A 21,953-nucleotide genomic window follows, 5' to 3' on the forward strand; every position below is an offset into this window, starting at 1 on the left:
CGAGATATTGCTATCTCTTATTTAAAGCACTCACTCGATGTTCAGTTTTCAAAGGGCAATTTTCAGTCATTTTCGACTTCATTTTACATTTCCGTCAAAAGCGACTTTTATATAATATCACATCTGCCTACTGAATTGCAATAGTCATTTTTCAACTTTTAACTTGCAGTCCGTTAGTTCAGAAGCGACAAGGACTAATATATCAAATCTGCAGCCGGAATGCAAGTGTTTTTTCGACAAAATAATTAAAAAATGCCGAATCTGCGCAAAAAAAAAGCGCGCGGCTTGTGTCTAAGCCGCGCGCTTTTCTATATAAGGTTACTCCCCTTGCCGCTCGCGCATCAGCGGGAACAGCAAGACGTCCCGGATCGAAGGCGCATCGGTCAGCAGCATGACCAAGCGGTCGATCCCGATACCTAGTCCGCCAGTAGGCGGCATACCGTACTCCAGCGCGCGGATGAAATCTTCATCCATCTCATGCGCCTCGTCGTTCCCCTGCTCCTTCTCAACAAGCTGCGCTTCAAAACGCTCCCGTTGATCGATCGGATCGTTCAGTTCGGTAAACGCATTGGCATGCTCGCGCGCCACAATGAACAGCTCGAAGCGATCCGTGAACCGCGGGTCCTTGCTGCTTTTTTTCGCGAGCGGCGAAATCGCTACCGGATGTCCGGTAATAAACGTAGGCTGAATCAGGGTTTCTTCCACGAACGTTTCGAAGAACTGGTTCACAATATGACCGAACGTCATCATCGGCTCCACCGGAACCTTATGCTCTTTCGCCAAACGATGGGCTTCTTCGTCGCTCATCTCCACGCTAAAATCGACGCCTACCACTTCTTTAATCGCGTCGACCATCGTCACGCGGCGCCAAGGCGGAGCGAGATTAATCTCTTGACCTTGGTACGAGATCGTCGTCGAGCCGAGAACTTCCTGCGCGATATGCGCAATCATTTCTTCCGTCAACTTCATGATATCTTGGTAATCGGCATAGGCTTCGTACAGCTCGATCATTGTAAATTCCGGATTGTGACGCGTCGAAATACCCTCGTTCCGGTATACACGTCCGATTTCGTACACTTTCTCCATGCCGCCGACGATCAAACGTTTCAGATGGAGCTCAATAGCAATCCGCATGTAGAGCTGCATGTCCAATGCGTTATGATGCGTAATGAACGGCCGAGCCGCAGCCCCGCCTGCGATCGCGTGCAAAGTTGGAGTCTCGACCTCCAAATAGCCCCGGGAGTCCAAATAGCGCCGCATGGATTGAATGATTCTGGAACGGGTAATAAACGTTTGTTGAACGTCCTGATTCATGATCAAGTCCACATAGCGCTGACGGTAGCGCAGTTCGACATCCTTCAAGCCATGGTATTTCTCGGGCAACGGCAGCAGCGATTTCGACAATACTTCGACGGACTTCGCCTTAATCGAGAGTTCGCCCGTTTTTGTCTTGAATACGGTGCCGCGTACGCCGATTAAATCGCCGATATCGAGGAGATCGTAGGCTTTGTATGGCGTTTCGCCAACCGTATCCGCGCGGACATAGATTTGAATTTTACCCGTGATATCTTGAAGATGGGCAAAGCCGGCCTTGCCCATTTCGCGCTTCTGCATAATGCGTCCGGCAATGCTCACTTCGACGCCGAGCGCCTCCAGCTCTTCTTTGCTCTGGGACTCATAGGCTTTCACAATATCCGCCGCATGATGGGTGCGATCGAACTTTTGTCCGAACGGGTCGACTCCGAGCCCGCGCAGCTCGTCCAATTTGTTGCGTCTAATTTGAAGCAGTTCATTTAATTCCAATTCCACTGTCATCATCTTCGCTCCTTGCTTGTTGAATAACCGGAAGCCGGGAGCCGACGCGACAACAGCGGGGCACCCGGACTATAGGCAAAAAAGCTTCCCGTGGAAGCTTCTTGTCGTTACTTCAAATTTTACTTCTTAATATCGACGATTTCATACTGAATGACGCCTGCAGGAACGTTAACGTCCACGACGGCACCTTTACGTTTGCCTAGAATAGACTTGCCAACCGGGCTTTCGTTGGAGATTTTATTCTGAAAGGGATCGGATTCCGCCGTTCCTACGATCGAATACTCGACAATATCTCCAAATTCGAGGTCTTTCAAGATCACTCGGGAGCCGACGTTAACCGTATCGGTGTCGACTTCGTCGTTATTGATGATACGCGCGTTGCGAAGCATCTTCTCTAACGTGATAATACGACCCTCAACGAACGCTTGCTCGTTCTTGGCATCTTCATACTCGGAGTTTTCGCTGATGTCTCCGTATCCGATAGCCACTTTAATCCGTTCTGCCACTTCGCGACGCTTGACGGATTTCAGATGTTCTAGCTCTTCTTCGAGCTTTTTTAAACCTTCCTGCGTGAGAATGACTTCTTTTTCACTCATTGCAACCTGTCTCCCGTCATGTGAAAGATTTTCATAAAGGAACCGCTAAATCGAATATGAGTTCACTGATTACTACTATATGAACGCGCAGGAACATCATGACTCCTGCCGACCTTGATGACTATTGACTGATTATATTTCAAGCCTATCTAAATGTCAATGTAAGCCATTTCGCGTCCATAACTCTCCATTTAGGGCCTTATTGCACCGTTGCAGCCCGGTCTTCCAGCGATTGTACGAAGTCGTTCAGCAGCTCGACCATGGCATCCCGCTTCGTCTGCTCCATAATCGCATCTTTGATCCGAGCGCCTCCATGCAAACCTTTCAAATACCAGGCCAGGTGCTTGCGCATCTCTTTCACGGCAACCGACTCACCTTTCAACGCCGTCAATCGGTCCAAATGCAAAATTGCGATGCGGATTTTCTCTTGCGGGCTTGGTTCCGGCGGAAGCTCCCCGTTCGTCAAGTATTGAATCGTCCGATACAGCATCCAGGGGTTCCCGAGCGCCGCCCGGCCGATCATCACCCCGTCCACGCCGGTATGGTCGAGCATACGCTTCGCGTCTTCCGGCGTAAACACGTCCCCGTTGCCAATCACCGGAATCGAAACGGACGATTTAACTTCTTTAATGATATCCCAATTGGCTTGACCAGTATACATTTGCACCCGGGTGCGTCCGTGGACCGCAACCGCGGCGCCTCCGCCGTTCTCAACGGCCTTCGCGTTCTGCACCGCGTACACGTGCTCGTCGTCCCAGCCGATCCGCATCTTCACGGTAACCGGCTTGCTTACGGCCTTGGATACCGTAGACACCATCTGTTCGATTTTGCCGGGATCGAGAAGCCAACGGGCTCCGGCGTCGCATTTGGTGATTTTCGGCACGGGACAGCCCATGTTGATGTCGATGATGTCTGCGTTCGTATGCTCATCCACATACTTCGCCGCTTCCACCAACGTCTCCGTGTCGCCGCCGAAAATTTGCAGACTGAGCGGTTTCTCCCGCTCATCGACGAAGAGCATCTCCATCGTACGATGGTTACCGTGTAAAATCGCCTTATCGCTGACCATCTCTGCACAGACAAGGCCACAGCCGAATTCCTTCGCAATCAAGCGGAAGGCGGGATTGCAGACGCCGGCCATAGGAGCCAGCACGACCTTATTGGGCGCAGTAACATTACCGATTTGCAGCACTAGAGTTCACTCCTTCCTGATGAAAGCACTAGGCTCGATCGCTTCTTAAGGACGTCATGGCCGGAGCCAGCTCCTCGGGGTCGATGCCGAGCGTTTCGGATATTTTCAGAATGATCTTGGGATCCGCCTTGCGGGTTCCCCGTTCGATCGAACCGAGCACGGCAATGGATACGTCGAGCCGTTCGGCAAGTTCGTTTTGCGTGAAGCCTTTCAATTTACGAAAAGCGCGGATGCGCTGGGCTAGCATGTTTTTTTCCATAATAAAACGCCTTCCTTTCCTTCCACCGCTTCGAGCCGTTCGCGAAACGACTCGGCTCGAAGCGGTTCCCGTTGCGTCATCACATCGACAAGGGGCACCAGTACAAATGCCCGCTCCATCATCCGGGGGTGAGGTAAAATCAAATCCGGCCGATTCTGTACCCGGTCTCCAAAAAGCAGTAAATCCAAATCGATCGTCCGCGGCCCCCAGCGAATCTCCCGCTTGCGGCCAAGCTCGTGCTCCACCCGCAGCATCTCATGGAACAAAGCTTCCGGGCTTAACGTTGTGCTGACAGCGACGACCATGTTCAAGAAAGCCTCCTGCTCTACATATCCGACAGGTTCGGTTTCGTACAAACCGGAACATCCGGCGGCGACGATCTGCGGATGTTCCGTAAGCAGGCGAACTGCCTCCAGCAAGTAATGTTCCCGATCCCCGATGTTGGAGCCGAGACCGAGATAGGCGAGTTCCTGCGGCTCGCGCGTGTGCGCGTCCGTTTCGTTCATGCGTTATGCCCGCTTTCTGTGAATCTCCGCCGTAACGCCGTCAAAAAGAATAGCTACCGGCGGGTGGGGTTTCGTCACCCGAACTGTAATTGCATGTATACCAGTATAAGTTCGAAGCACCTCGGATGCAATATGTTCCGCAAGCGCTTCAATCAGTTTGAACGTTTTCTGTTCGACAATGGCTTTAACGAGCTCATGAACTTCGGCATAATTGACCGTGTCCTCAAGAGCGTCTGAATGACCGGGCTTGTCTAACGGCATGTGCAGCTCCGCATCGACATAGTACCGCGCACCCAGCTTGTTCTCTTCCGCGTACACGCCGTGATAGCCATAAAAGGCCATCCCTTTCATGATGATTTTATCCAAAAGGAACGCGCCTCCTCCCCGTTTATGTTTCAACCTTGTGCCGTACGATAGCGTCCGTCATGTCGGCAACGCGGCGCATCGCCTTCACGTCGTGCACGCGTACGATTCCGCAGCCTTGCGCGATGCCCAGCGCAACCGTTGCCGCGGTCCCTTCGACGACGTCGTCCGCAGGGAGGTTCAGCGTCAACCGAATCATGCTTTTGCGGGAGGTGCCGAGCAGAACCGGGTAACCGAGAGCCCGAATGCGATGCAGCTCATTCATCAGCTGGAGATTCTGTTCGTACGATTTGGCGAAGCCGATGCCCGGGTCAAGGATGATCTGCTCGTCCCGAATGCCCGCAGCCTGGGCCCGGCGGATCGTTTCCTGTAAATCAGCCAGCACGTCATGCATAAAATTAGCATACACCGCTTCCTTGCGATTATGCATCAGCACAATCGGGCAGTCAAACTCTACCGCCACCTTGGCCATCTCCGCGTCCCTCTGCAAGCCCCATATATCGTTCAGCATCGACGCACCGGCCAGCATCGCCTTCCTTGCGGTCTCGGCCTTGTAGGTATCGATGGAGATGGGCGCCCCAATGCCCGCTTCGCGGATGGCACGAATGACCGGCAGCACCCGGCGCTGCTCCTCCTCGGCGCTTACCGGCGCAAAGCCCGGACGTGTAGACTCGCCGCCAATATCAAGGATATCGGCGCCTTCGGCAATCATCTGCCTGGCGCGGGCAACCGCCGCTTCCGGTTCGATATACGCACCGCCGTCGGAGAAAGAATCCGGCGTCACGTTCAGAATGCCCATGACAAGCGTGCGGACTCCGTAATCAAGCCGGACGGCGCCGGAAGCAATGGTTTTCGTTTTATTCATTTACCCACTCTCTCCCTTCTGAAACAACCCTATTTATGCTATTCCGATAATGGCGCTGCAGCCGTTCGGTAACCGGCCCGACGCGGCCGCTGCCAAGTTTGAGACAATCGCCTGTTTCTTCGTACAGCTTCGTCACCGGAACAATCTCCTGGATCGAATTCGTCATGAACGCTTCGTCCGCTTCCGCCAGCTGCTCCCAGCCGAATCGGCCTTCTACGACATCGATCCCCAGCTCATGCGCAGAGGTAAGGATAAAACGGCGCGTTATCCCCGGGAGCAAGCCCGTATCGACCGAAGGCGTATACAGCCGGCTTCCCCGGGCAAAGAAAAGATTGCTCACTAAGCCCTCGCACAGGTGGCCTTGTCCATCGAGGAACAGTCCCTCGGCTCCCGCTGCCCACGGGTAACGGCGCATTTCTTTCTTCGCCAGCAGGTTATTCATGTAATGCAGAGATTTCAAGCGAACGGCGCCCTCCGGCGTATTTCGCCGCAAGACAAGGCGCTGCAGCGCTTTGCCCTCCCGGTGCAGCGCCGGATCAACGGGCGGCAGCGGCTTTACGTATATAACCTCGTTCGGCTTCTCATAAGCGACGGCCGGCAGACCTAGCGCTTCAGGCCCGGCCGTTACCGTCAAACGAAAATAGGCATCGTGCAGTCCGTTGCTGCGGAGCAGCGCGTCGATACGCCGCTCGAGCGCAGCCCTGTCCGGCTTGTAGCGGATGTCGAGCTCGTCGCAGCCTTCCTGAAGCCGCTCCAAGTGCCAATCCAGCAAAAATGGCCGGCCTTCGTAGGTCCGAAACGTCTCGAATAAACCCATGCCGTAAAGAAAGCCGTGGTCGTATACCGAGACCACGGCTTGACTTTCTTCGATCAGGCTACCGTTCCAGTCCATGATCATGCCCGGTTCACAACCGTCTCCTGCAGGAAATTCCGCAAAATTTGGTGCCCATAATCCGTAATGATGGATTCCGGATGGAACTGCACACCCTCAATCGGGTATTCCTTATGCCGCAGCCCCATAATTTCGCCTTCGGCCGTCTCCGCGCTGATCTCCAGGCAATCCGGCAGCGTTTCTTTCTTGACGATCAATGAATGATACCGGGTCGCGGTAAAAGGCGAAGGAAGGCCTTTAAATAACGTGCGGCCGTCATGAATAATCTGGGATGTCTTGCCGTGCATCAACCGCTCGGCGCGAATGACGTCCCCTCCGAAAATTTGTCCGATCGACTGGTGACCGAGACATACGCCCAAGATCGGAATTTTCCCCTTAAAATGATCGATCAGCGACAAGCTGATCCCCGCTTCGTTCGGCGTGCAAGGACCCGGGGAAATAAGGATATGATCCGGCTTCAGCGCTTCGATGCCCGCAAGATCGATCTCGTCGTTACGGCGAACGACGATGTCCTGTCCGAGCTCGCCGAGGTACTGTACCAAGTTATACGTAAACGAATCGTAGTTGTCGATTACTAAAATCATCGCTCTTTACCTCCTGCGGCACATTGGCTCCGCTCACTGTATTGGATGGCCTTCCACATCGCTTTGGCTTTGTTCATAGCTTCCGTATATTCCCGTTCCGGCTGCGAGTCGATTACGATTCCTGCGCCGGCCTGTACGTAACCTATGCCGCCGGCTGCGACCAACGTGCGGATAATTATATTAAATTCCATATCGCCGTTATAGTCAATCCAACCCATGGAACCCGTATACGGTCCGCGCCGCACCGGCTCGAGCTCCTCGATGATTTCCATCGTGCGAATCTTCGGCGCGCCCGTTATCGTTCCTCCGGGAAATGCAGCGCCGATGACGTCAAAAGCATCTTTTCCGGGAGCAAGCCGCCCCTCCACCTCCGAGACGATGTGCATCACATGAGAGTAATATTCAATGACCATGAAGTCGCTGACTCGAACGGTTCCATATGCGGAGATGCGGCCGAGGTCGTTGCGCTCTAGATCGACGAGCATAATGTGCTCGGCCCGCTCCTTCTCATTATCGATCAGCTCGCCCGCCAGGCGGCGGTCTTCATCCGCATTCGCCCCCCGCGGGCGCGTGCCCGCGATCGGCCGCGTGCGGACGACGCCCCGCTCCAGCTGTACAAGCAGCTCGGGCGAACCCGAAACGAGCTGAAAGTCGGAGAAACGCAGCAGCCCCATGTAGGGAGACGGGTTAACCGCCCGCAGCCACTCGTAAATATCGTCCGGCGACGACCTGAGCAGTTGATGTTGACGCAAGGACAAGTTGACCTGGAAGACATCGCCCGCTCCGATATAATCGCGAATGCGGTCGACCGCCGCCATGAACGCTTCCCGCGAGAAGTCGGGCGTTACGCCCTGCATGGCCTCAAGGTCGATTTCCAGCCGGTCCTCCTCTATGCTGCGGCGCTTCCTGTCCAACTCAAGCGCGATTTCGGGTTGATGCCGACTTGCGTCGATACGGTCCCATTGCGCTTTCATCGCATCCACCGCTCGCGAAGCTTCGTCATAGCGCGCCTTCAGCCACGATTCGTCTTCCTGCCGTTCCCGTGGACAGTGGACGTTATAAGCGCAATAGAGCTTGCTTTCCTGTTGATCGATAATCCACAGCTCGTCCATCCGCACGAACGCATAATCCGGGACCGGCAAATCGGCCGCCGCCCGATCGGGCAGCCGCTCGATTGTACGCACCACGTCATAGCCCCAGAAGCCGACGCACCCGCCAATCCATTTCGGCGCCCCATCGACTGCAGGCCCACGGAACGGAGCCATCCAACGTTTGACCAGCGCAAGCGGGTTGCCATGCAGGCGAAGCGGCTCCTTCCCTCGCTCGAGCACTGTCGCTTCCAGGCCGGTTCCCCGAATTTCGGATACGGGCTTCAGTCCGAGGAACGTATAACGTCCGCCCTTTCCGCTTTCCAGCACGAAGGATCCAGGCTCAGCCGCCTGCCACGCCGGGGCCCAGGAGATGACCGTTGGTTCCTGTATGGGGTAGCTTCGCACGTAAGGCAGCACCGAATAATCTTTCGCCCAAGCCTTCCAAGCCTCATAAGATGTCAGAATCATCCGCCATTCCGCCTTTACCGTTCGTTCCGATTGTGATATTGGGATTAGTATACTTGAAAACCGCTGTGAAAAAAAGAGGGCCTTCGCTCCCATCAACAGGAAGAGCCCGCTCGTGAGGAGCGGGCTCGGGTTAAGCGTAAAGACTAATCTTCAAATTGATACAAAGGCGTGGACAAGTAACGTTCGCCGTTGCTCGGAACGATGGCTACGACACGTTTGCCTGCGCCCAGTTCTTTCGCCACTTTCAGAGCGGCATAGATCGCTGCGCCGGAAGAAATACCGCCAAGGATCCCTTCTTCTTTGGCTACACGGCGGGACGTCTCGAACGCATCTTCGTTCTCCACTTGAATGACGCCATCGTAAACGGAGGTGTTCAGAATATCCGGCACAAAACCGGCTCCGATTCCTTGGATTTTATGAGGACCTGGTTTACCGCCGGAAAGCACTGGAGATGCTGCCGGTTCTACCGCATAAATTTTGATGCCCGGGAAGTTTTCTTTCAGCACGCTGCCGGCGCCTGTGATCGTACCGCCCGTGCCGATGCCGGAGATGAACGCATCCAGCTTGCCGTCGTGGGCTTTGATCGCTTCGACGATTTCCGGACCGGTTGTCTCGCGGTGAATTTTCACGTTCGCTTGGTTTTTAAACTGCTGAGGCATGAAGTAGGACGGATTCTCAGCTTGAATTTCTTCAGCGCGCTTGATCGCGCCTTTCATACCTTCGGCCCCCGGCGTCAGAACGAGCTGTGCACCGTAAGCACGAAGCAGGTTGCGGCGCTCGATGGACATCGTTTCCGGCATAACCAGAATCGCTTTATAACCTTTCGCTGCAGCTACCAGAGCAAGCCCGATACCCGTGTTACCGCTGGTAGGCTCGACGATCGTGTCGCCCGGCTTGATGCGGCCTTCTTGCTCAGCCACCTCGATCATGCTGATCGCAATACGGTCTTTCACGCTAGCACCCGGGTTCTGGTACTCCAGCTTAACATAAATTTCCGCACTGCCCTCCGGCACGACACGGTTCAATTTGACAAGCGGCGTATCCCCAATCAAATCCGTAACGCTTTGAACTAATCTTGCCATTTGCGAATTCTCCTCCTCAAGAGCGGCTCAAAATATCCGAGTGTTTTGCTAGGTATTATATTTTCATATTATCAACCCCCGCCAAGGTTGTCAATATGAAAATTACATGGCATGGCTCAATACGTTCCGCTCACCTTGACGTTCCACTTTTCCCGCAAGCGCTGCATCGTTTCCTTCAAAGGCGGCGCTTCCCGCAGCGCCAATTCCTTGCGAACTTGCTCGCGTATCGCTTCCGGGCTGCCTTTGGACTGCACTTTACGCTCTTTGACCCGAACGATCACGAATTGTCCTTCGACTTCTACCGGTTTCGAAATTTGCCCTGTCTGGAGCGACTTGGCAGCTTTCATAATAGGAGCCGGCACGAACGGATCGTCCTCCTCAAACCATCCGAGATCGCCGCCGCTCCCTCGCGTCGCATCGTCGAGGGAACGCTCCTTGGCGACCTTGGCAAACTCCGTCCCTTTGGCCAAATCATTCAACGCACGCTGCGCCTGTTCCTTGCTCGCTGTCACGATCTGCTCCAACCGAAGCAGAACGGTCGCCTTAAATTCGTCGGGATGACTTGCGATATAATCATCCACGTCGGCGTCGTCGATGGCGATGCCTTGAATCGAAATCTTTTCCGTATAAAGCTTGTGACGGACGTCCTCATTCAATTGCTCACGCGTCAATCCAAGCTGTTCTTCCATCGCTTGATAAAATTCATTCTCGCTTTCGTAGCCTTGCTGCATCCGTTCTAGTTCCCGCTTGATTTCAGACTCGCTAACCTGAATGCCTAGCGTTTCCGCTTCCCTGCGAATGACCTCATGGTCAATCATTTGTTCGAGCGTCTCTTTGCCGTGTTTCTGAAGCAATTGTTGTTCCAAATCTCGCAGCGTAATATCTTTATCTCCGATGCTGGCAATCGTTAGCTCATGATCGGCCTTCGACGGTGGTTCGAGTATGGGATCCGCAGCGGGCTGAAGGAAGGAACGGGCCGTTAATACGGAGGAAAGGATGCCCACAGCGATCAGCAACACAGCGATCATTCCCCATAAAACCTTAACGTTTCGCATGTCCTATCCCCTCGAATGGTCACTTCTATCTTCGGACAGACCTCTTCCGCCCCTCATCGCCTCTTAGATAGATTCAATCAGTTCGCTTAATTCGCTCCCGTTGAACCTATAGGTTTCATTGCAAAAGTGACAAGACACCTCTGCTTGCCCGTCCTCAGCCAGCAGTTGCTCCAGCTCGGAACGTCCCAGACTGATCAAGGTTTGCTCCACACGCTCTCGCGAACATTTGCATTGGAACTTGATATCGTCCCGACGTTCCAACACTTCCACATCGGGCAGCAGCGTCTTCAAAATCGACTCCAAGCTCTCGCCTTGATCGAGCAGCTTCGTAATTGGTGGCAGCTCCCCGAGCTGTTTCTCCAGCTGGGCGATCTCTTGACCGTCCAGGCCGGGAAGCAGCTGGATGATGAACCCTCCTGCAGTCTTCACGGTATAATCAACATCGACCAGCACGCCAAGCGCTACGGCCGACGGCGTCTGCTCGGATTGCGCGAAATAATAGGTGAAATCTTCGGCGAGTTCACCGGAAATTATCGGAATGCTTCCCCGGTAAGGCTCCTTTAAGCCTAAATCCTTGGTGATATACAAAAAACCGTCGGTGCCGACCGCACCGGCCACATCCAGCTTGCCGATCGCATTCAGCGGCAAGTCGACCGCCGGGTTATCCACGTAGCCCCGCACTTCTCCCTTGGCGTTCGCATCCGCTACGATTTGGCCGATCGGACCGCCGCCTTTGACTTGAACCGTCAGCTTCTCTTCGCCCTTCAGCATGGTCCCCATCATAAGCGCGGCCGTCACCGTTCGCCCCAAAGCCGCCGTTGCGGTCGGAGTCGTCTGGTGTCTGACCCGGAGCTCTTCCACGATATGCTTGGTCCGAACGGCAAATGCGCGCACCTTGCCGCCGAACGCCGTTCCTCGGATCAAATAATCTTCTTGCATAGGATCACATATTCCTTTCATAAATCAGTTGAAGCCCCTGTAAGGTTAACAGCGGGTTGACCAGCTCGATGGTACGCGATTCGCTTGCGATCAATTCGGCCAGACCTCCGGTCGCAATAACGCGGGGATCCTTGCCCGATTCCTGCTTGATCCGGTCGACAATGCCGTCCACTTGACCGGCAAAACCGTAAATGATGCCGGCCTGCATGGAATTGACGGTGTTGCGCCCGACCACGTTTTTGGGCTTTACAAGCTCGATGCGAGGGAGCTTGGCGGCGCGCTGGTACAGCGCTTCCGTCGAAATGCCGATGCCCGGAGCGACCGCCCCCCCGATATATTGCCCGGATTCGTCGATATAATCAAACGTCGTCGCCGTACCGAAATCCACAACGATACAGGGAGGACCGTACAAGTCGATCGCTGCCACCGCGTTCACGATGCGGTCGGCACCCACTTCTTTCGGATTTTCATAACGAATGTTCAGTCCGGTTTTGATGCCGGGACCGACGACAAGCGGCGTTTTCTTTAAATATTTTAAACATAAATGCTCGAGTACAAACATCAGCGGCGGCACTACGGAAGAGATGATAACCCCCTCAACCTGGTCCAATTCGATGCCCGCATGCTGGAACAAATTGTACATCATGATCCCGTATTCGTCTGCAGTGGTCGAACGATTCGTGCTCAACCGCCAGTGATGCAGCAGCTGCTTCTCTTCGTAAATACCAAGCACGATATTGGTATTCCCCACGTCCACTACTAAAATCATGCGCGCTCCTCCTTCTGCCCCTTCTGTTCGTTCAAATCCAAGCTGATGTCGAGCGCTTGCACCGAGTAGGTCAATCGGCCGACGGAAATAACGTCAACGCCGGTTTCCGCAATGAGGCGCACGCTGTCAAGGCTGACGCTGCCCGACGCTTCTACCATGATATGCGGGGCCTGATTTTTAATGCGCCGCACCGCTTGCTCCATTTGCCCGGGCTCCATGTTGTCGAGCATGATGAGGTCCGGACCGGCTGCGAGCGCTTCCTCCAGCTGTTCGAAGCTCTCGACCTCGACTTCAATCTTCATCGTGTGCGGAATGTTGGCTCGCGCGCTTTTAATGGCTTGAGCGATCCCTCCGGCGCCTTTAATATGATTATCTTTGATCATGACCGCATCATATAAGCCATACCGGTGATTATGGCCGCCGCCCACACGCACGGCGTACTTCTCCAGCATCCGATGGCCCGGCGTCGTTTTGCGCGTATCGACAAGCCGGGTCGGGAGCCCCTCCAATCGATCGACAAACTGCCGCGTGCGCGTCGCAATGCCCGACATCCGCTGCAATAAATTCAATGCCAGCCGTTCTCCAAGCAAAATGCTGCGCGTGCTGCCCTCAATCTCGGCCAGCACCGTTCCATGGCTGACAGCTTGTCCTTCGCCAGCCAGAGCCTTGAATCTCAAGGCGGGGTCTACGACGGCGAAAACCGCCTTCGCAACCGGCAGTCCGGCGACGATGCCCGTGTCCTTGACATGAATGATTCCTTTCGATTCCGAAGCTTCCGGAATCGTCGTCATCGTCGTGACGTCCCCCATCCCGATATCTTCTTCCAGCCAGGTTTTTAGGTTATGTTCCAAAGCCGTCCGATTCAACTCAAACATCGTCAATCCGTCCTTCCGTCGTTCCATTCACCCGGTTGAATACCGTATGTTTACGCCACAGCAAGTCATCGCGTTCGGGAAAATCTTCTCTGTAGTGTCCCCCGCGGCTTTCCTCCCTAATCAGGGCGGCTTGTGTCGTCAGAAGTGCACAAATAAGCAGATTCGCGAACTCATACTCCTCCCGTTTGGCTAAGGAGTTGTCGAAAATAGCCAGATGCCGCTTCAATTCTTCATACCCTTTGGCCAGTCCTTTGCCATTGCGTTTCAAGCCGGCGTAACGCAGCATCAGCTTCTGCAGCTTCAGCTTCTTCTCCACGACCGGTTGAATGGCTTGCCCCGTAGCACGCCCCCGCTCGCTAAGCACTGGTGTTTCCGTTATCTTATCCAGCTCGCGGATACGCTCCACAATCCGGCGTCCGAACACGATCGCCTCGGACAACGAATTGCTGGCCAGCCGATTGGCTCCGTGCACGCCGGTCGACGTGACTTCGCCGCAGGCAAACAGCCGTTTCACCGTCGTTTCGCCGTGCAAATCCGTCTCCACGCCCCCCATCATGTAATGGGCGGCCGGGGCGACCGGAATCCAGTCAGAGGATAAATCCAGGCCGAAGGTCAAACAAGTTTCATAGATCGTAGGAAAACGGTATTTAACCGTCTCCTCGGATTCGTGCGTAAAGTCAATGTAAACGAAGGTCGACTTCGTCAGCTCCATTTCGCTGACGATCGCACGCGCGACGATATCCCGGGGCGCCAGCTCCAGTTGAGGGTGGTAACGATCCATGAAGCGTTCTCCATTGATGTTGCGGAGAACCGCTCCCTCGCCCCGTACCGCTTCCGAGATCAGGAAACGCGGGGCGCCCGGATAACAAAGGGCCGTCGGATGAAATTGAATAAACTCCACATCGCGTATGTTAGCTCCGGCCCGGTAAGCGATGGCGATGCCGTCCCCGGTCGCAATGTCCGGGTTGGTCGTATAACGGAACAACTGCCCCGCTCCGCCGCTGCACAACACCGTGGCGTTAGCGCGTATGAATACTTTCTGCCCGTCAGGCTTCTGTACGAGAGCCCCGAAGCATTCGCCGTCCTGCGTAATGAGATCGATCACAAAATGATCGTCCCAAATTTCAATATTCGGGTCCTGCTTGGTCCGTTCGGACAACGCGCGTACGATCTCCGCGCCCGTCGCATCTCCTTGCGCATGCAAAATACGCCGCTGGCTGTGTGCACCTTCTTTCGTAAGGGCGTACCGGCCGTCCTCCATATCAAACTCTGTGCCCATCCGGATCAAATCTTTCACCCCGGCAGGGCCTTCGTGTACGAGAACGTCCACAGCCGAAGAGGAACATAAGCCCGCTCCGGCAATTAGCGTGTCTTGCCGATGATAAGCCGGAGAATCCTCATCGGAAATAACCGCGGCGATGCCTCCCTGTGCGTAACGTGTGTTGCTGTCCAGCAGCGATTTTTTCGTGACCATCAGCACTTTATGCGTTTCGGCGCTTCTAAGCGCGGTAAAAAGACCGGCGATGCCAGCGCCGATCACGATCACGTCAGTATATACGGTAGGAAGCTGCTGCAAATCGAAATTGACCATATAACGGGGGATCATGAGCCTCCACCTTCCTAACAAGAGAAGTAGCGCATGCTACTTGACCTGCAGCATGCGCTCCAAGGATGCACGGGCCTTATCGGCCACGTCTTGCGGTACGTATACTTGGGGACTGTTCGTCTCCAAACATTTAACCACTTTCTTCAAATTATTCACTTTCATATTCGGACAAACCAAGTATTTGGTGGCAAAATGAAATTGCTTATGCGGGCTGTCAAGGCGCAGCTGATACCCGGTGCCGTCTTCTGTGCCGACGATAAATTCCTGGCAATCGGATTCCTTGCAGTACTTGATAATGGCCGTCGTGCTGCCGACGAAATCGCCCATTTTGACAACCTCCGGACGGCATTCGGGATGAACCACGAATTGGGCGTTCGGGTGCAGAGCTTTCATCTCCTCAACGTCTTTAACGGTCAGCATATCGTGAGTGTTGCAGTAGCCTTCCCAGATGATCATTTTCTTGTCCGTGAACTTGGATACGTAGTCACCCAGATTCTTATCCGGTACCCAGATGATTTCATCGGAATCTACCGAGTTTATGACTTTGATGGCGTTAGCCGACGTACAGCAAATGTCCGTTTCGGACTTCACTTCGGCCGATGTATTGATGTACGCGACGACCTTGGCATTCGGATGCTGTTTCTTCAAGGCGCGAAGCCCGTCAACATTGACCATATCGGCCATCGGACAACCGGCGCGCTCATCGGGAATAATAACCGTCTTGCCCGGAGCCAAAATCTTAGCGCTTTCTCCCATAAAGTGTACACCGCAAAATACGATGACATCGGCATCCGTCGATGCGGCTTTTTGTGCAAGAAGGAACGAATCCCCGCGGAAATCGGCTACTTCTTGAATTTCATCCCGCTGATAATAATGGGCAAGTATAATGGCGTTACGCTCTTTCTTTAATTGAGCGATCCGTTCTTTCAGCTCGCGCTGCTGCTCGGCTTTGCGCTCCAGTGCCAGTGCTTCCATAACACACCTTCCTTTGCTTTCCTCTCGAATGTAAAGACCCCGAAATAGATGGTGAAAATGTTCACAAAGATAATAAAGATTTACACCTAATTTACACGCGGGGGCCCCGCCATGTCAATGTTTAAATACCTACAAAAAGAAACAAATATACGCTTCGGACACATCGCCTGTACAACTGCTTATCCCTCACGGCCAGTTTCTCGCTTATCAACGCTTTTTGCCTGATACAAAAAGGAAAAACCGGCACCTTTCGGCACCGGTTCGCGTGATATTATTGATCCTGCTCGTCATCCGAGCTTTTCTTCTCGATATCGAGCTTATTGGAGTCCGCAGCTTGGTCTTGGCTTTGGATGTTCACTTTGACATCATCGTTCTTGCCGTCAAGCGCCGGCTCCTCATCAGGAACCGCACCCAATTTGCCGCTGTCGATCAGTTCTTTAATTTGATCTTTCTCGAGCGTTTCTTTCTCGATCAACGTCTCGGCGATCAAACGAACTTGGTCGCTGTATTTGGTGAGAATCTGTTTGGCACGTTCGTAACAAGCGCGAATGATCGACTGCATTTCTTGATCGATCTCATAAGCGATCGCATCGCTATAGTTCTGTTCATGCCCGATATCGCGGCCGAGGAACACCTGGCCCTGCGTCGTACCGAACTGCATCGGTCCAAGCTTATCGCTCATCCCGAACTCGGTTATCATCCGACGAACGATGCCTGTAGCGCGCTGGAAGTCGCTGTACGCGCCGGTTCCGATTTCGCCGATGAACAACTCCTCGGAAACGCGTCCGGCCAACAAGCCGGTCACTTTGTCGAGCAGCTCGTTCTTCGTCTGCATCATCTTGTCTTCGCCTTCTTTAGGCAGCATCATCACGTACCCGCCCGCGCGTCCGCGCGGGATGATCGTAACTTTGTGCACCACATCGGCATGCTCGGCGTGAATCCCGACGATCGTATGACCCGCTTCGTGGAAAGCGACCATCCGCTTCTCGCGTTCGCTGATGATGCGGCTCTTCTTCTGCGTACCGACAACAACGCGGTCAAAAGCTTCGTCGATCTCATCCATGGAGATGTCTTTGCGATTGCGGCGGGCCGCAATGAGCGCAGATTCGTTCAACAGGTTCTCCAAGTCCGCGCCGGAGAAGCCGGTTGTGTAACGAGCCAGCTGATCCAGCTTCACATCCTTGGCCAAAGGCTTGTTGCGCGCGTGTACCTTCAGCACCGCTTCGCGGCCCTTCACATCCGGACGGTCAACCGTGATTTGACGGTCGAAGCGTCCCGGACGAAGCAGCGCAGGGTCCAGGATGTCCGCACGGTTGGTAGCGGCAACGATGATAATGCCTTCGTTCGCTCCGAATCCGTCCATCTCTACGAGCAATTGGTTCAAGGTTTGTTCCCTCTCGTCATGACCGCCGCCGAGACCGGCGCCGCGCTGACGACCAACCGCATCGATTTCGTCTATAAATATGATACAAGGCGCATTCTTTTTGGCGTTCTCGAACAAATCGCGCACCCGGGACGCACCGACACCGACGAACATTTCGACGAAGTCGGAACCGCTGATGCTGAAGAACGGAACGCCGGCTTCGCCAGCCACCGCTCTGGCGAGCAACGTCTTACCCGTACCCGGAGGGCCTACGAGCAGCACCCCTTTCGGAATACGCGCCCCTACAGCCGCAAACTTGCGCGGGTCTTTCAAAAACTCTACGACTTCCACCAGTTCTTGCTTCTCTTCATCGGCTCCGGCCACGTCTTCGAAGGTGACGCGTTTCTTCTCTTCGTTGTAAAGTCTTGCCCGGCTCTTCCCGAAGTTCATCACCTTACCGCCGCCGCCCTGGGCTTGATTCAGAAGGAAAAAGAACAAGATGAAGATGATGACAAACGGAATAATGGAGGTGAGGAAACTAATCCATACGTTGTCCCCTTCCATCTTCTCGATAAATACGTTACTTGCGGGAATGTCGCTTTGCTCGATCAAGCGGAAGATGTTTCCGCTGCTCTCTTCATACGGCGCCCGGGCTTCGAAATTTTTCTTTTCCGGCGTATCCGCGTTCTTTAGCTTCCCCCTGACCAAATACGTCTGAGCATCATACTTGACGATGATCGATTCGACGTTCTTGTTCATCAAATGTTGTCGGAGTTCGCCATAGCTGACTACGGATTTCTGATCGTTCTGGGTGCTGATGAAATGGACGATTCCAACGGTGACCAAAAAGATGAGCAGATAAAAGCCTGTATTACGTATAATGCGATTCATCCCCTACCTCCTCTCAACAAACGGCAACTTTGTATATTGTACCACAGCAAGTCTCGGCATCTCAAGAAATGCTACGTGGAGTAAATCTCGGGCTTTAAAATGCCGACATAAGGCAAATTGCGGTACTTCTCCGCATAATCGAGGCCGTATCCGACAACGAATGCATCAGGGATGACAAAGCCTTTATAGTCTGCGTCCAAATCGGCCGTTCTACGCGCAGGCTTGTCAAAAAGTGCCGCGATGGTGATCGAAAGCGCATTGCGCCGTTCCAGCACGTCGATCAAGTAGCTAAGCGTCAAGCCGCTGTCGATGATGTCTTCAACGATGAGTACGTGGCGGCCTTCGACGGAGATATCCAGGTCTTTAATAATCTTGACGACTCCCGACGATTTGGTGGAATGTCCATAACTGGATACGGCCATAAAATCGATTTCGAGAGGGATCGTAATATTTTTAACCAGATCCGACATGAAAATAAACGCACCTTTCAGCACGCAAATGACGAGCGGATTCCGGCCTTCAAAATCTCGACTGATAATCTCTCCCATTTCCTTCACTTTGTCTTGAATTTGTTGCTCGCTGTACAGGATTTCTTGAACGTCGTTTTGCAAGAGAGGTCCTCCTACTGTTAGTTAAAATCGCATTGCCATTCGATATGCAGCTTGCGCCTGCCGTCCTCGCGGACTAAAGCCTGCGCCGATCTTCTCACGCCCGGCAGCCACAGAATTCGTCCTTCGGCATCGGTCACAACCGGTGTACGCTCCCGCAGGTAAGGCGGTACTTTCGCATCGATGAACATATCTTTCACTTTTTTCGAACCGTTTAACCCAAGCGGCGACATCCGGTCACCGGTTTGGCGGCTTCGAACCGATAAAGGAAAGGACATGTCCATAACGTCGAACACCGCTTCGCGGACGCCCAGGACTGACGGCATCGGGTCATCCGGCTCCAGCCAGCGAAACACCATCCGCGCGCCGGTTTCGGGTATGAATAACTCGGTCTGTCCCTCGCTTACATGGTAAGCGTACGGGGGGGGTGGTAACACCATCCTATGTATCATGACACGATCATATTCCCTGCGAAACGTGAGACGGGAATCGACATCCATGCGAACGCTTCCGGCCTTCGTCTGAAGGACGGCGTTCCGTAGTTGTTCGATCTGATGATAATCGACGGAATCCGGGTCCAGCGCAAGATAACTTAATATTAGTTTAATCAACCGCCTTTGTAAAGCGACGTGAACCCCGCCAAACCATTGGGCCGACCAAGCAACGGAACCGTTTTCTGCGTTCACAAATTGTTCGAAAAGCGCTCTCGTTTGCTGCGTGAGCAAGTCGTCCTCTTCCGCCGCCAATATCGCCAGACGGTTTAACGACTCGGGCAGCCGATCCTGGTAACGCGAAAGATACGGCAGTACCTCCAATCGGATTTGATTACGGAAATACTTCGTCTCCAGGTTGCTGCTGTCCGTTCTGAAGGTTAACCCGCGCTGCTCGCAGTACCGAATAAGCTCGGCCTTATATATACGTAACAAGGGCCGAACAAGTTCCAAATCTTCCGTCTCGGATCTCCGCAGCGGAATACCCGCCAAGCCGGAAGGGCCCGTACCGCGAAGCAGACGCATAAGCACCGTCTCGGCCTGATCGTCGGCGTGATGGGCCAATGCGATCCGCCCTGCCCCCGCTTCATGCGCAGCCTCGCGCAGGAAAGCATAGCGGAGCGCTCTGGCAGCGGCTTGCGCATTCGCCTTCGTTCCCGCCAAATAGCCGGGCATGTCCAGCACCTTCAAGTAAAAAGGCAGCCGTAACGAAGCGGCCAGCTCTCTCACGAACTCCGCTTCTTCGTCCGCCTCCCGTCCTCGAAACCCATGATTGACATGGGCCACCGATAACCGCCAACGATGGCGTTCGGATAACGCAAAAAGGAGATGCAGCAGCGCCACGGAATCGGGACCGCCCGATACCGCTACCACTACTCCGTCCCCCGCTTCAAGAAGCGACTCTTCATCAATGAATCGCTCCACCGTGGACATTAACGACCAAGCTGCATCCATACTGAATTTCCTTCCTTCTCTCCTTGGGCATGACTCAATGCAGCGAAAAATAGACGGCTGCCGCGAACAACATCAAGGATGCGGCAAAGCAAGCTTTAATCCATGCGCCGTGCTTATTCCGCTTGGTGACCGGCCGCGCAGCGAGCATGCTTTTGGCCCGCCAATCCGCAAGCGCCTGCTTAGACGTTTCGTATCGTCCGGTCAGCGCCTTGCGCAAAATCGGCTCCACGGAAGCAAGCGACTTGTTCGCCTTCAGCAGGTCGAGCAGCATGTCTACGGTGCGGTTCTGCGGAAGCATGGAAGCCGCTCTCGCAAACGTACGCTCGCGGTCGGCCACACCCAGCATTAACGCAGCGAACGAGAACAAATCATAGGCTTCGCTTGCCACCCGGGAACCGCCGCCCCAATACCCGCGGTCAAATACCTCCGTAAACTGTTTGACGGCACGCCCTTTGGCCGTGACGCCTCCAAAGTCGATTAACTCGACGTCACCGTATTCCGTTATGAGCATGTTCTCCGGCTTCAAGTCGCCGAACACGTAACCGCCTGCATGTAATTCGGTCAGCTTGCGCAGCAGATTGAGACCGATCAAATAAATCCACTCAATCCCTTTATCGCGAATAAAATCGTTTAACGATTTTCCTTTAATATATCGCATCACGCTGAACGGATAATCGACTCCGCTCCAGCAGAAATCGTCCGCTTCCAGCCAAAGCTGTTGAAACGAAGAGGCAGATTTCGACAACGCTTGTAACGCATTCACTTCGGATTGATGATCCAATGAATCGAAGCCCATCTTTAGGGCGAACTGCTTTTTGCCGCGGCGAACCAAATACACCTTGCCGTTGGCGCCTTCTCCGAGCAAGCGTTCGACTTGATACTGGTTCTTGTTCCACTTGCCTTGTATAACGGTTCCCGCCGCAAATGAGGGTTCAAACGATGTAGTCACTCCAGATCCCTTCCTCACGCGATCTTCCAAGACCGGTGATGTCGTGTACCTCCGACTTGGTCTCGTACCCATACTGTGTATCCCCGGTATTCCCGGCTACAAAATGAACGACTTTTAATAAGGCGGGCCCTGTGGGCGTCGTTCCCCTCATGTTTAATTTATAGAACAACCTGTTCAAATTTGCAAGATCGCGCGTCCAACCGAGGTCCATTTCGACCTCTTGGTCGCCTGATAGATTCGCCGGGAAGTGAAAGACGGATAACAAACTTTCGCCGGCCCGCGACTGCAGGCTGAGCTGCAAATCGTAAATCGCCTCTTTCACCGCCTGCAGCTTCGGCTTCATGCTCGCGCTCGCGTCGATCAGCAGTGCGACTTTCAGATCGGCTTTCTCCGACCAATCGTCGATCACGCGCACAACCTCGGAGCGTTCGTTCGGCGGCAGCGCTTCGAGCTTATCGTGTCCAAGGATGCTCCGCAGCTCAGCCCCGACAGCTTGCTGAACTGTCTGCACAACCGTTTTACGCGTCATCATCTGAACGGTTTGGGACAATTGGGCCGGTTTCACCAAGCGGCTGATCCCCCCGCCGGCCTGGGCAATCTCATGAATCTCGACGGCGCCGAGGTCGCCGATCTCCCCGGTGTCCGCAATGCCGACTACATGTACGACAATGCCTTCCGCCTTGGCATGGGCCGCGGCGATGACCGGGCTTATGCCGACATTCGAGCAGCCGTCCGTAATCAATATAATTTGTTTCATGTCGATCC

General features: G+C 54.0%; 22 protein-coding genes. All 22 read right to left on the bottom strand.

Annotated elements, in window-relative coordinates:
• Nucleotides 1–318: 318 nt before the first annotated feature.
• On the bottom strand, nt 319–1,815 hold the full coding sequence (lysS, locus tag JMF85_RS02715; RefSeq protein ID WP_141336476.1) for a lysine--tRNA ligase: 1,497 nt from the start codon (nt 1,813–1,815) through the stop codon (nt 319–321).
• 119 nt (nt 1,816–1,934) lie between these two features.
• Nucleotides 1,935–2,411, bottom strand: a complete 477-nt coding sequence (gene greA / locus JMF85_RS02720; protein WP_127610092.1) for a transcription elongation factor GreA — start codon at nt 2,409–2,411, stop codon at nt 1,935–1,937.
• A gap of 199 nt (nt 2,412–2,610) precedes the next feature.
• Nucleotides 2,611–3,603, bottom strand: coding sequence for a tRNA dihydrouridine synthase DusB (gene dusB, locus JMF85_RS02725; RefSeq protein ID WP_054800164.1), 993 nt, complete (start codon nt 3,601–3,603; stop codon nt 2,611–2,613).
• Between the two features lie 28 nt (nt 3,604–3,631).
• Nucleotides 3,632–3,862, bottom strand: coding sequence for a helix-turn-helix domain-containing protein (locus JMF85_RS02730; RefSeq protein ID WP_127610090.1), 231 nt, complete (start codon nt 3,860–3,862; stop codon nt 3,632–3,634).
• Nucleotides 3,844–4,368, bottom strand: a complete 525-nt coding sequence (gene folK / locus JMF85_RS02735) for a 2-amino-4-hydroxy-6-hydroxymethyldihydropteridine diphosphokinase (protein ID WP_201317692.1) — start codon at nt 4,366–4,368, stop codon at nt 3,844–3,846. The genes JMF85_RS02730 and folK overlap by 19 nt, the downstream gene beginning before the upstream one ends.
• 3 nt (nt 4,369–4,371) lie before the next feature.
• Nucleotides 4,372–4,734, bottom strand: coding sequence for a dihydroneopterin aldolase (folB, locus tag JMF85_RS02740; RefSeq protein ID WP_141336468.1), 363 nt, complete (start codon nt 4,732–4,734; stop codon nt 4,372–4,374).
• Between the two features lie 22 nt (nt 4,735–4,756).
• A complete protein-coding gene (gene folP / locus JMF85_RS02745; RefSeq protein ID WP_201317693.1) occupies nt 4,757–5,596 on the bottom strand; it encodes a dihydropteroate synthase in 840 nt (279 codons plus the stop codon).
• Nucleotides 5,589–6,494: an aminodeoxychorismate lyase gene (gene pabC, locus JMF85_RS02750; protein WP_201317694.1), complete on the bottom strand. Its 906-nt coding sequence runs from the start codon at nt 6,492–6,494 to the stop codon at nt 5,589–5,591. The genes folP and pabC overlap by 8 nt, the downstream gene beginning before the upstream one ends.
• On the bottom strand, nt 6,491–7,072 hold the full coding sequence (pabA, locus tag JMF85_RS02755) for an aminodeoxychorismate/anthranilate synthase component II (protein WP_054797902.1): 582 nt from the start codon (nt 7,070–7,072) through the stop codon (nt 6,491–6,493). The genes pabC and pabA overlap by 4 nt, the downstream gene beginning before the upstream one ends.
• Entirely contained in the window at nt 7,069–8,631 is a 1,563-nt protein-coding gene (locus JMF85_RS02760; RefSeq protein ID WP_201317695.1) for an anthranilate synthase component I family protein, read from the bottom strand. Before JMF85_RS02760 ends, pabA begins: the two co-directional genes overlap by 4 nt.
• Nucleotides 8,632–8,774: 143 nt before the next feature.
• Nucleotides 8,775–9,713: a cysteine synthase A gene (gene cysK, locus JMF85_RS02765; protein ID WP_127610082.1), complete on the bottom strand. Its 939-nt coding sequence runs from the start codon at nt 9,711–9,713 to the stop codon at nt 8,775–8,777.
• Nucleotides 9,714–9,829: 116 nt separating this feature from the next.
• On the bottom strand, nt 9,830–10,768 hold the full coding sequence (locus JMF85_RS02770) for a peptidylprolyl isomerase (protein WP_201317696.1): 939 nt from the start codon (nt 10,766–10,768) through the stop codon (nt 9,830–9,832).
• A gap of 63 nt (nt 10,769–10,831) precedes the next feature.
• On the bottom strand, nt 10,832–11,707 hold the full coding sequence (gene hslO / locus JMF85_RS02775) for an Hsp33 family molecular chaperone HslO (protein ID WP_127610078.1): 876 nt from the start codon (nt 11,705–11,707) through the stop codon (nt 10,832–10,834).
• Between the two features lie 4 nt (nt 11,708–11,711).
• Entirely contained in the window at nt 11,712–12,476 is a 765-nt protein-coding gene (locus JMF85_RS02780; protein ID WP_054797900.1) for a type III pantothenate kinase, read from the bottom strand.
• Complete coding sequence (gene nadC / locus JMF85_RS02785; protein WP_201317697.1) at nt 12,473–13,351, bottom strand: carboxylating nicotinate-nucleotide diphosphorylase; 879 nt, start codon at nt 13,349–13,351, stop codon at nt 12,473–12,475. Before nadC ends, JMF85_RS02780 begins: the two co-directional genes overlap by 4 nt.
• A complete protein-coding gene (gene nadB / locus JMF85_RS02790; protein WP_127610076.1) occupies nt 13,344–14,957 on the bottom strand; it encodes an L-aspartate oxidase in 1,614 nt (537 codons plus the stop codon). Before nadB ends, nadC begins: the two co-directional genes overlap by 8 nt.
• 36 nt (nt 14,958–14,993) lie before the next feature.
• Nucleotides 14,994–15,932, bottom strand: a complete 939-nt coding sequence (gene nadA, locus JMF85_RS02795) for a quinolinate synthase NadA (RefSeq protein ID WP_054797899.1) — start codon at nt 15,930–15,932, stop codon at nt 14,994–14,996.
• A 271-nt stretch (nt 15,933–16,203) separates the two neighbouring features.
• A complete protein-coding gene (gene ftsH / locus JMF85_RS02800; RefSeq protein WP_054797898.1) occupies nt 16,204–18,186 on the bottom strand; it encodes an ATP-dependent zinc metalloprotease FtsH in 1,983 nt (660 codons plus the stop codon).
• 71 nt (nt 18,187–18,257) lie between these two features.
• Nucleotides 18,258–18,797: a hypoxanthine phosphoribosyltransferase gene (hpt, locus tag JMF85_RS02805; RefSeq protein WP_127610072.1), complete on the bottom strand. Its 540-nt coding sequence runs from the start codon at nt 18,795–18,797 to the stop codon at nt 18,258–18,260.
• A gap of 17 nt (nt 18,798–18,814) precedes the next feature.
• A complete protein-coding gene (tilS, locus tag JMF85_RS02810; RefSeq protein WP_201317698.1) occupies nt 18,815–20,239 on the bottom strand; it encodes a tRNA lysidine(34) synthetase TilS in 1,425 nt (474 codons plus the stop codon).
• Nucleotides 20,240–20,273: 34 nt separating this feature from the next.
• Entirely contained in the window at nt 20,274–21,188 is a 915-nt protein-coding gene (locus JMF85_RS02815) for a protein kinase domain-containing protein (RefSeq protein WP_236595712.1), read from the bottom strand.
• Nucleotides 21,172–21,945 (bottom strand): vWA domain-containing protein, encoded by a 774-nt coding sequence (locus JMF85_RS02820; protein WP_127610096.1) that lies wholly within the window; start codon nt 21,943–21,945, stop codon nt 21,172–21,174. Before JMF85_RS02820 ends, JMF85_RS02815 begins: the two co-directional genes overlap by 17 nt.
• Between the last annotated feature and the right edge of the window lie 8 nt (nt 21,946–21,953).

This window comes from Paenibacillus sp. EPM92 (genome assembly GCF_016586185.1).
Taxonomy (GTDB): Bacteria; Bacillota; Bacilli; order Paenibacillales; family NBRC-103111; genus Paenibacillus_G; species Paenibacillus_G validus.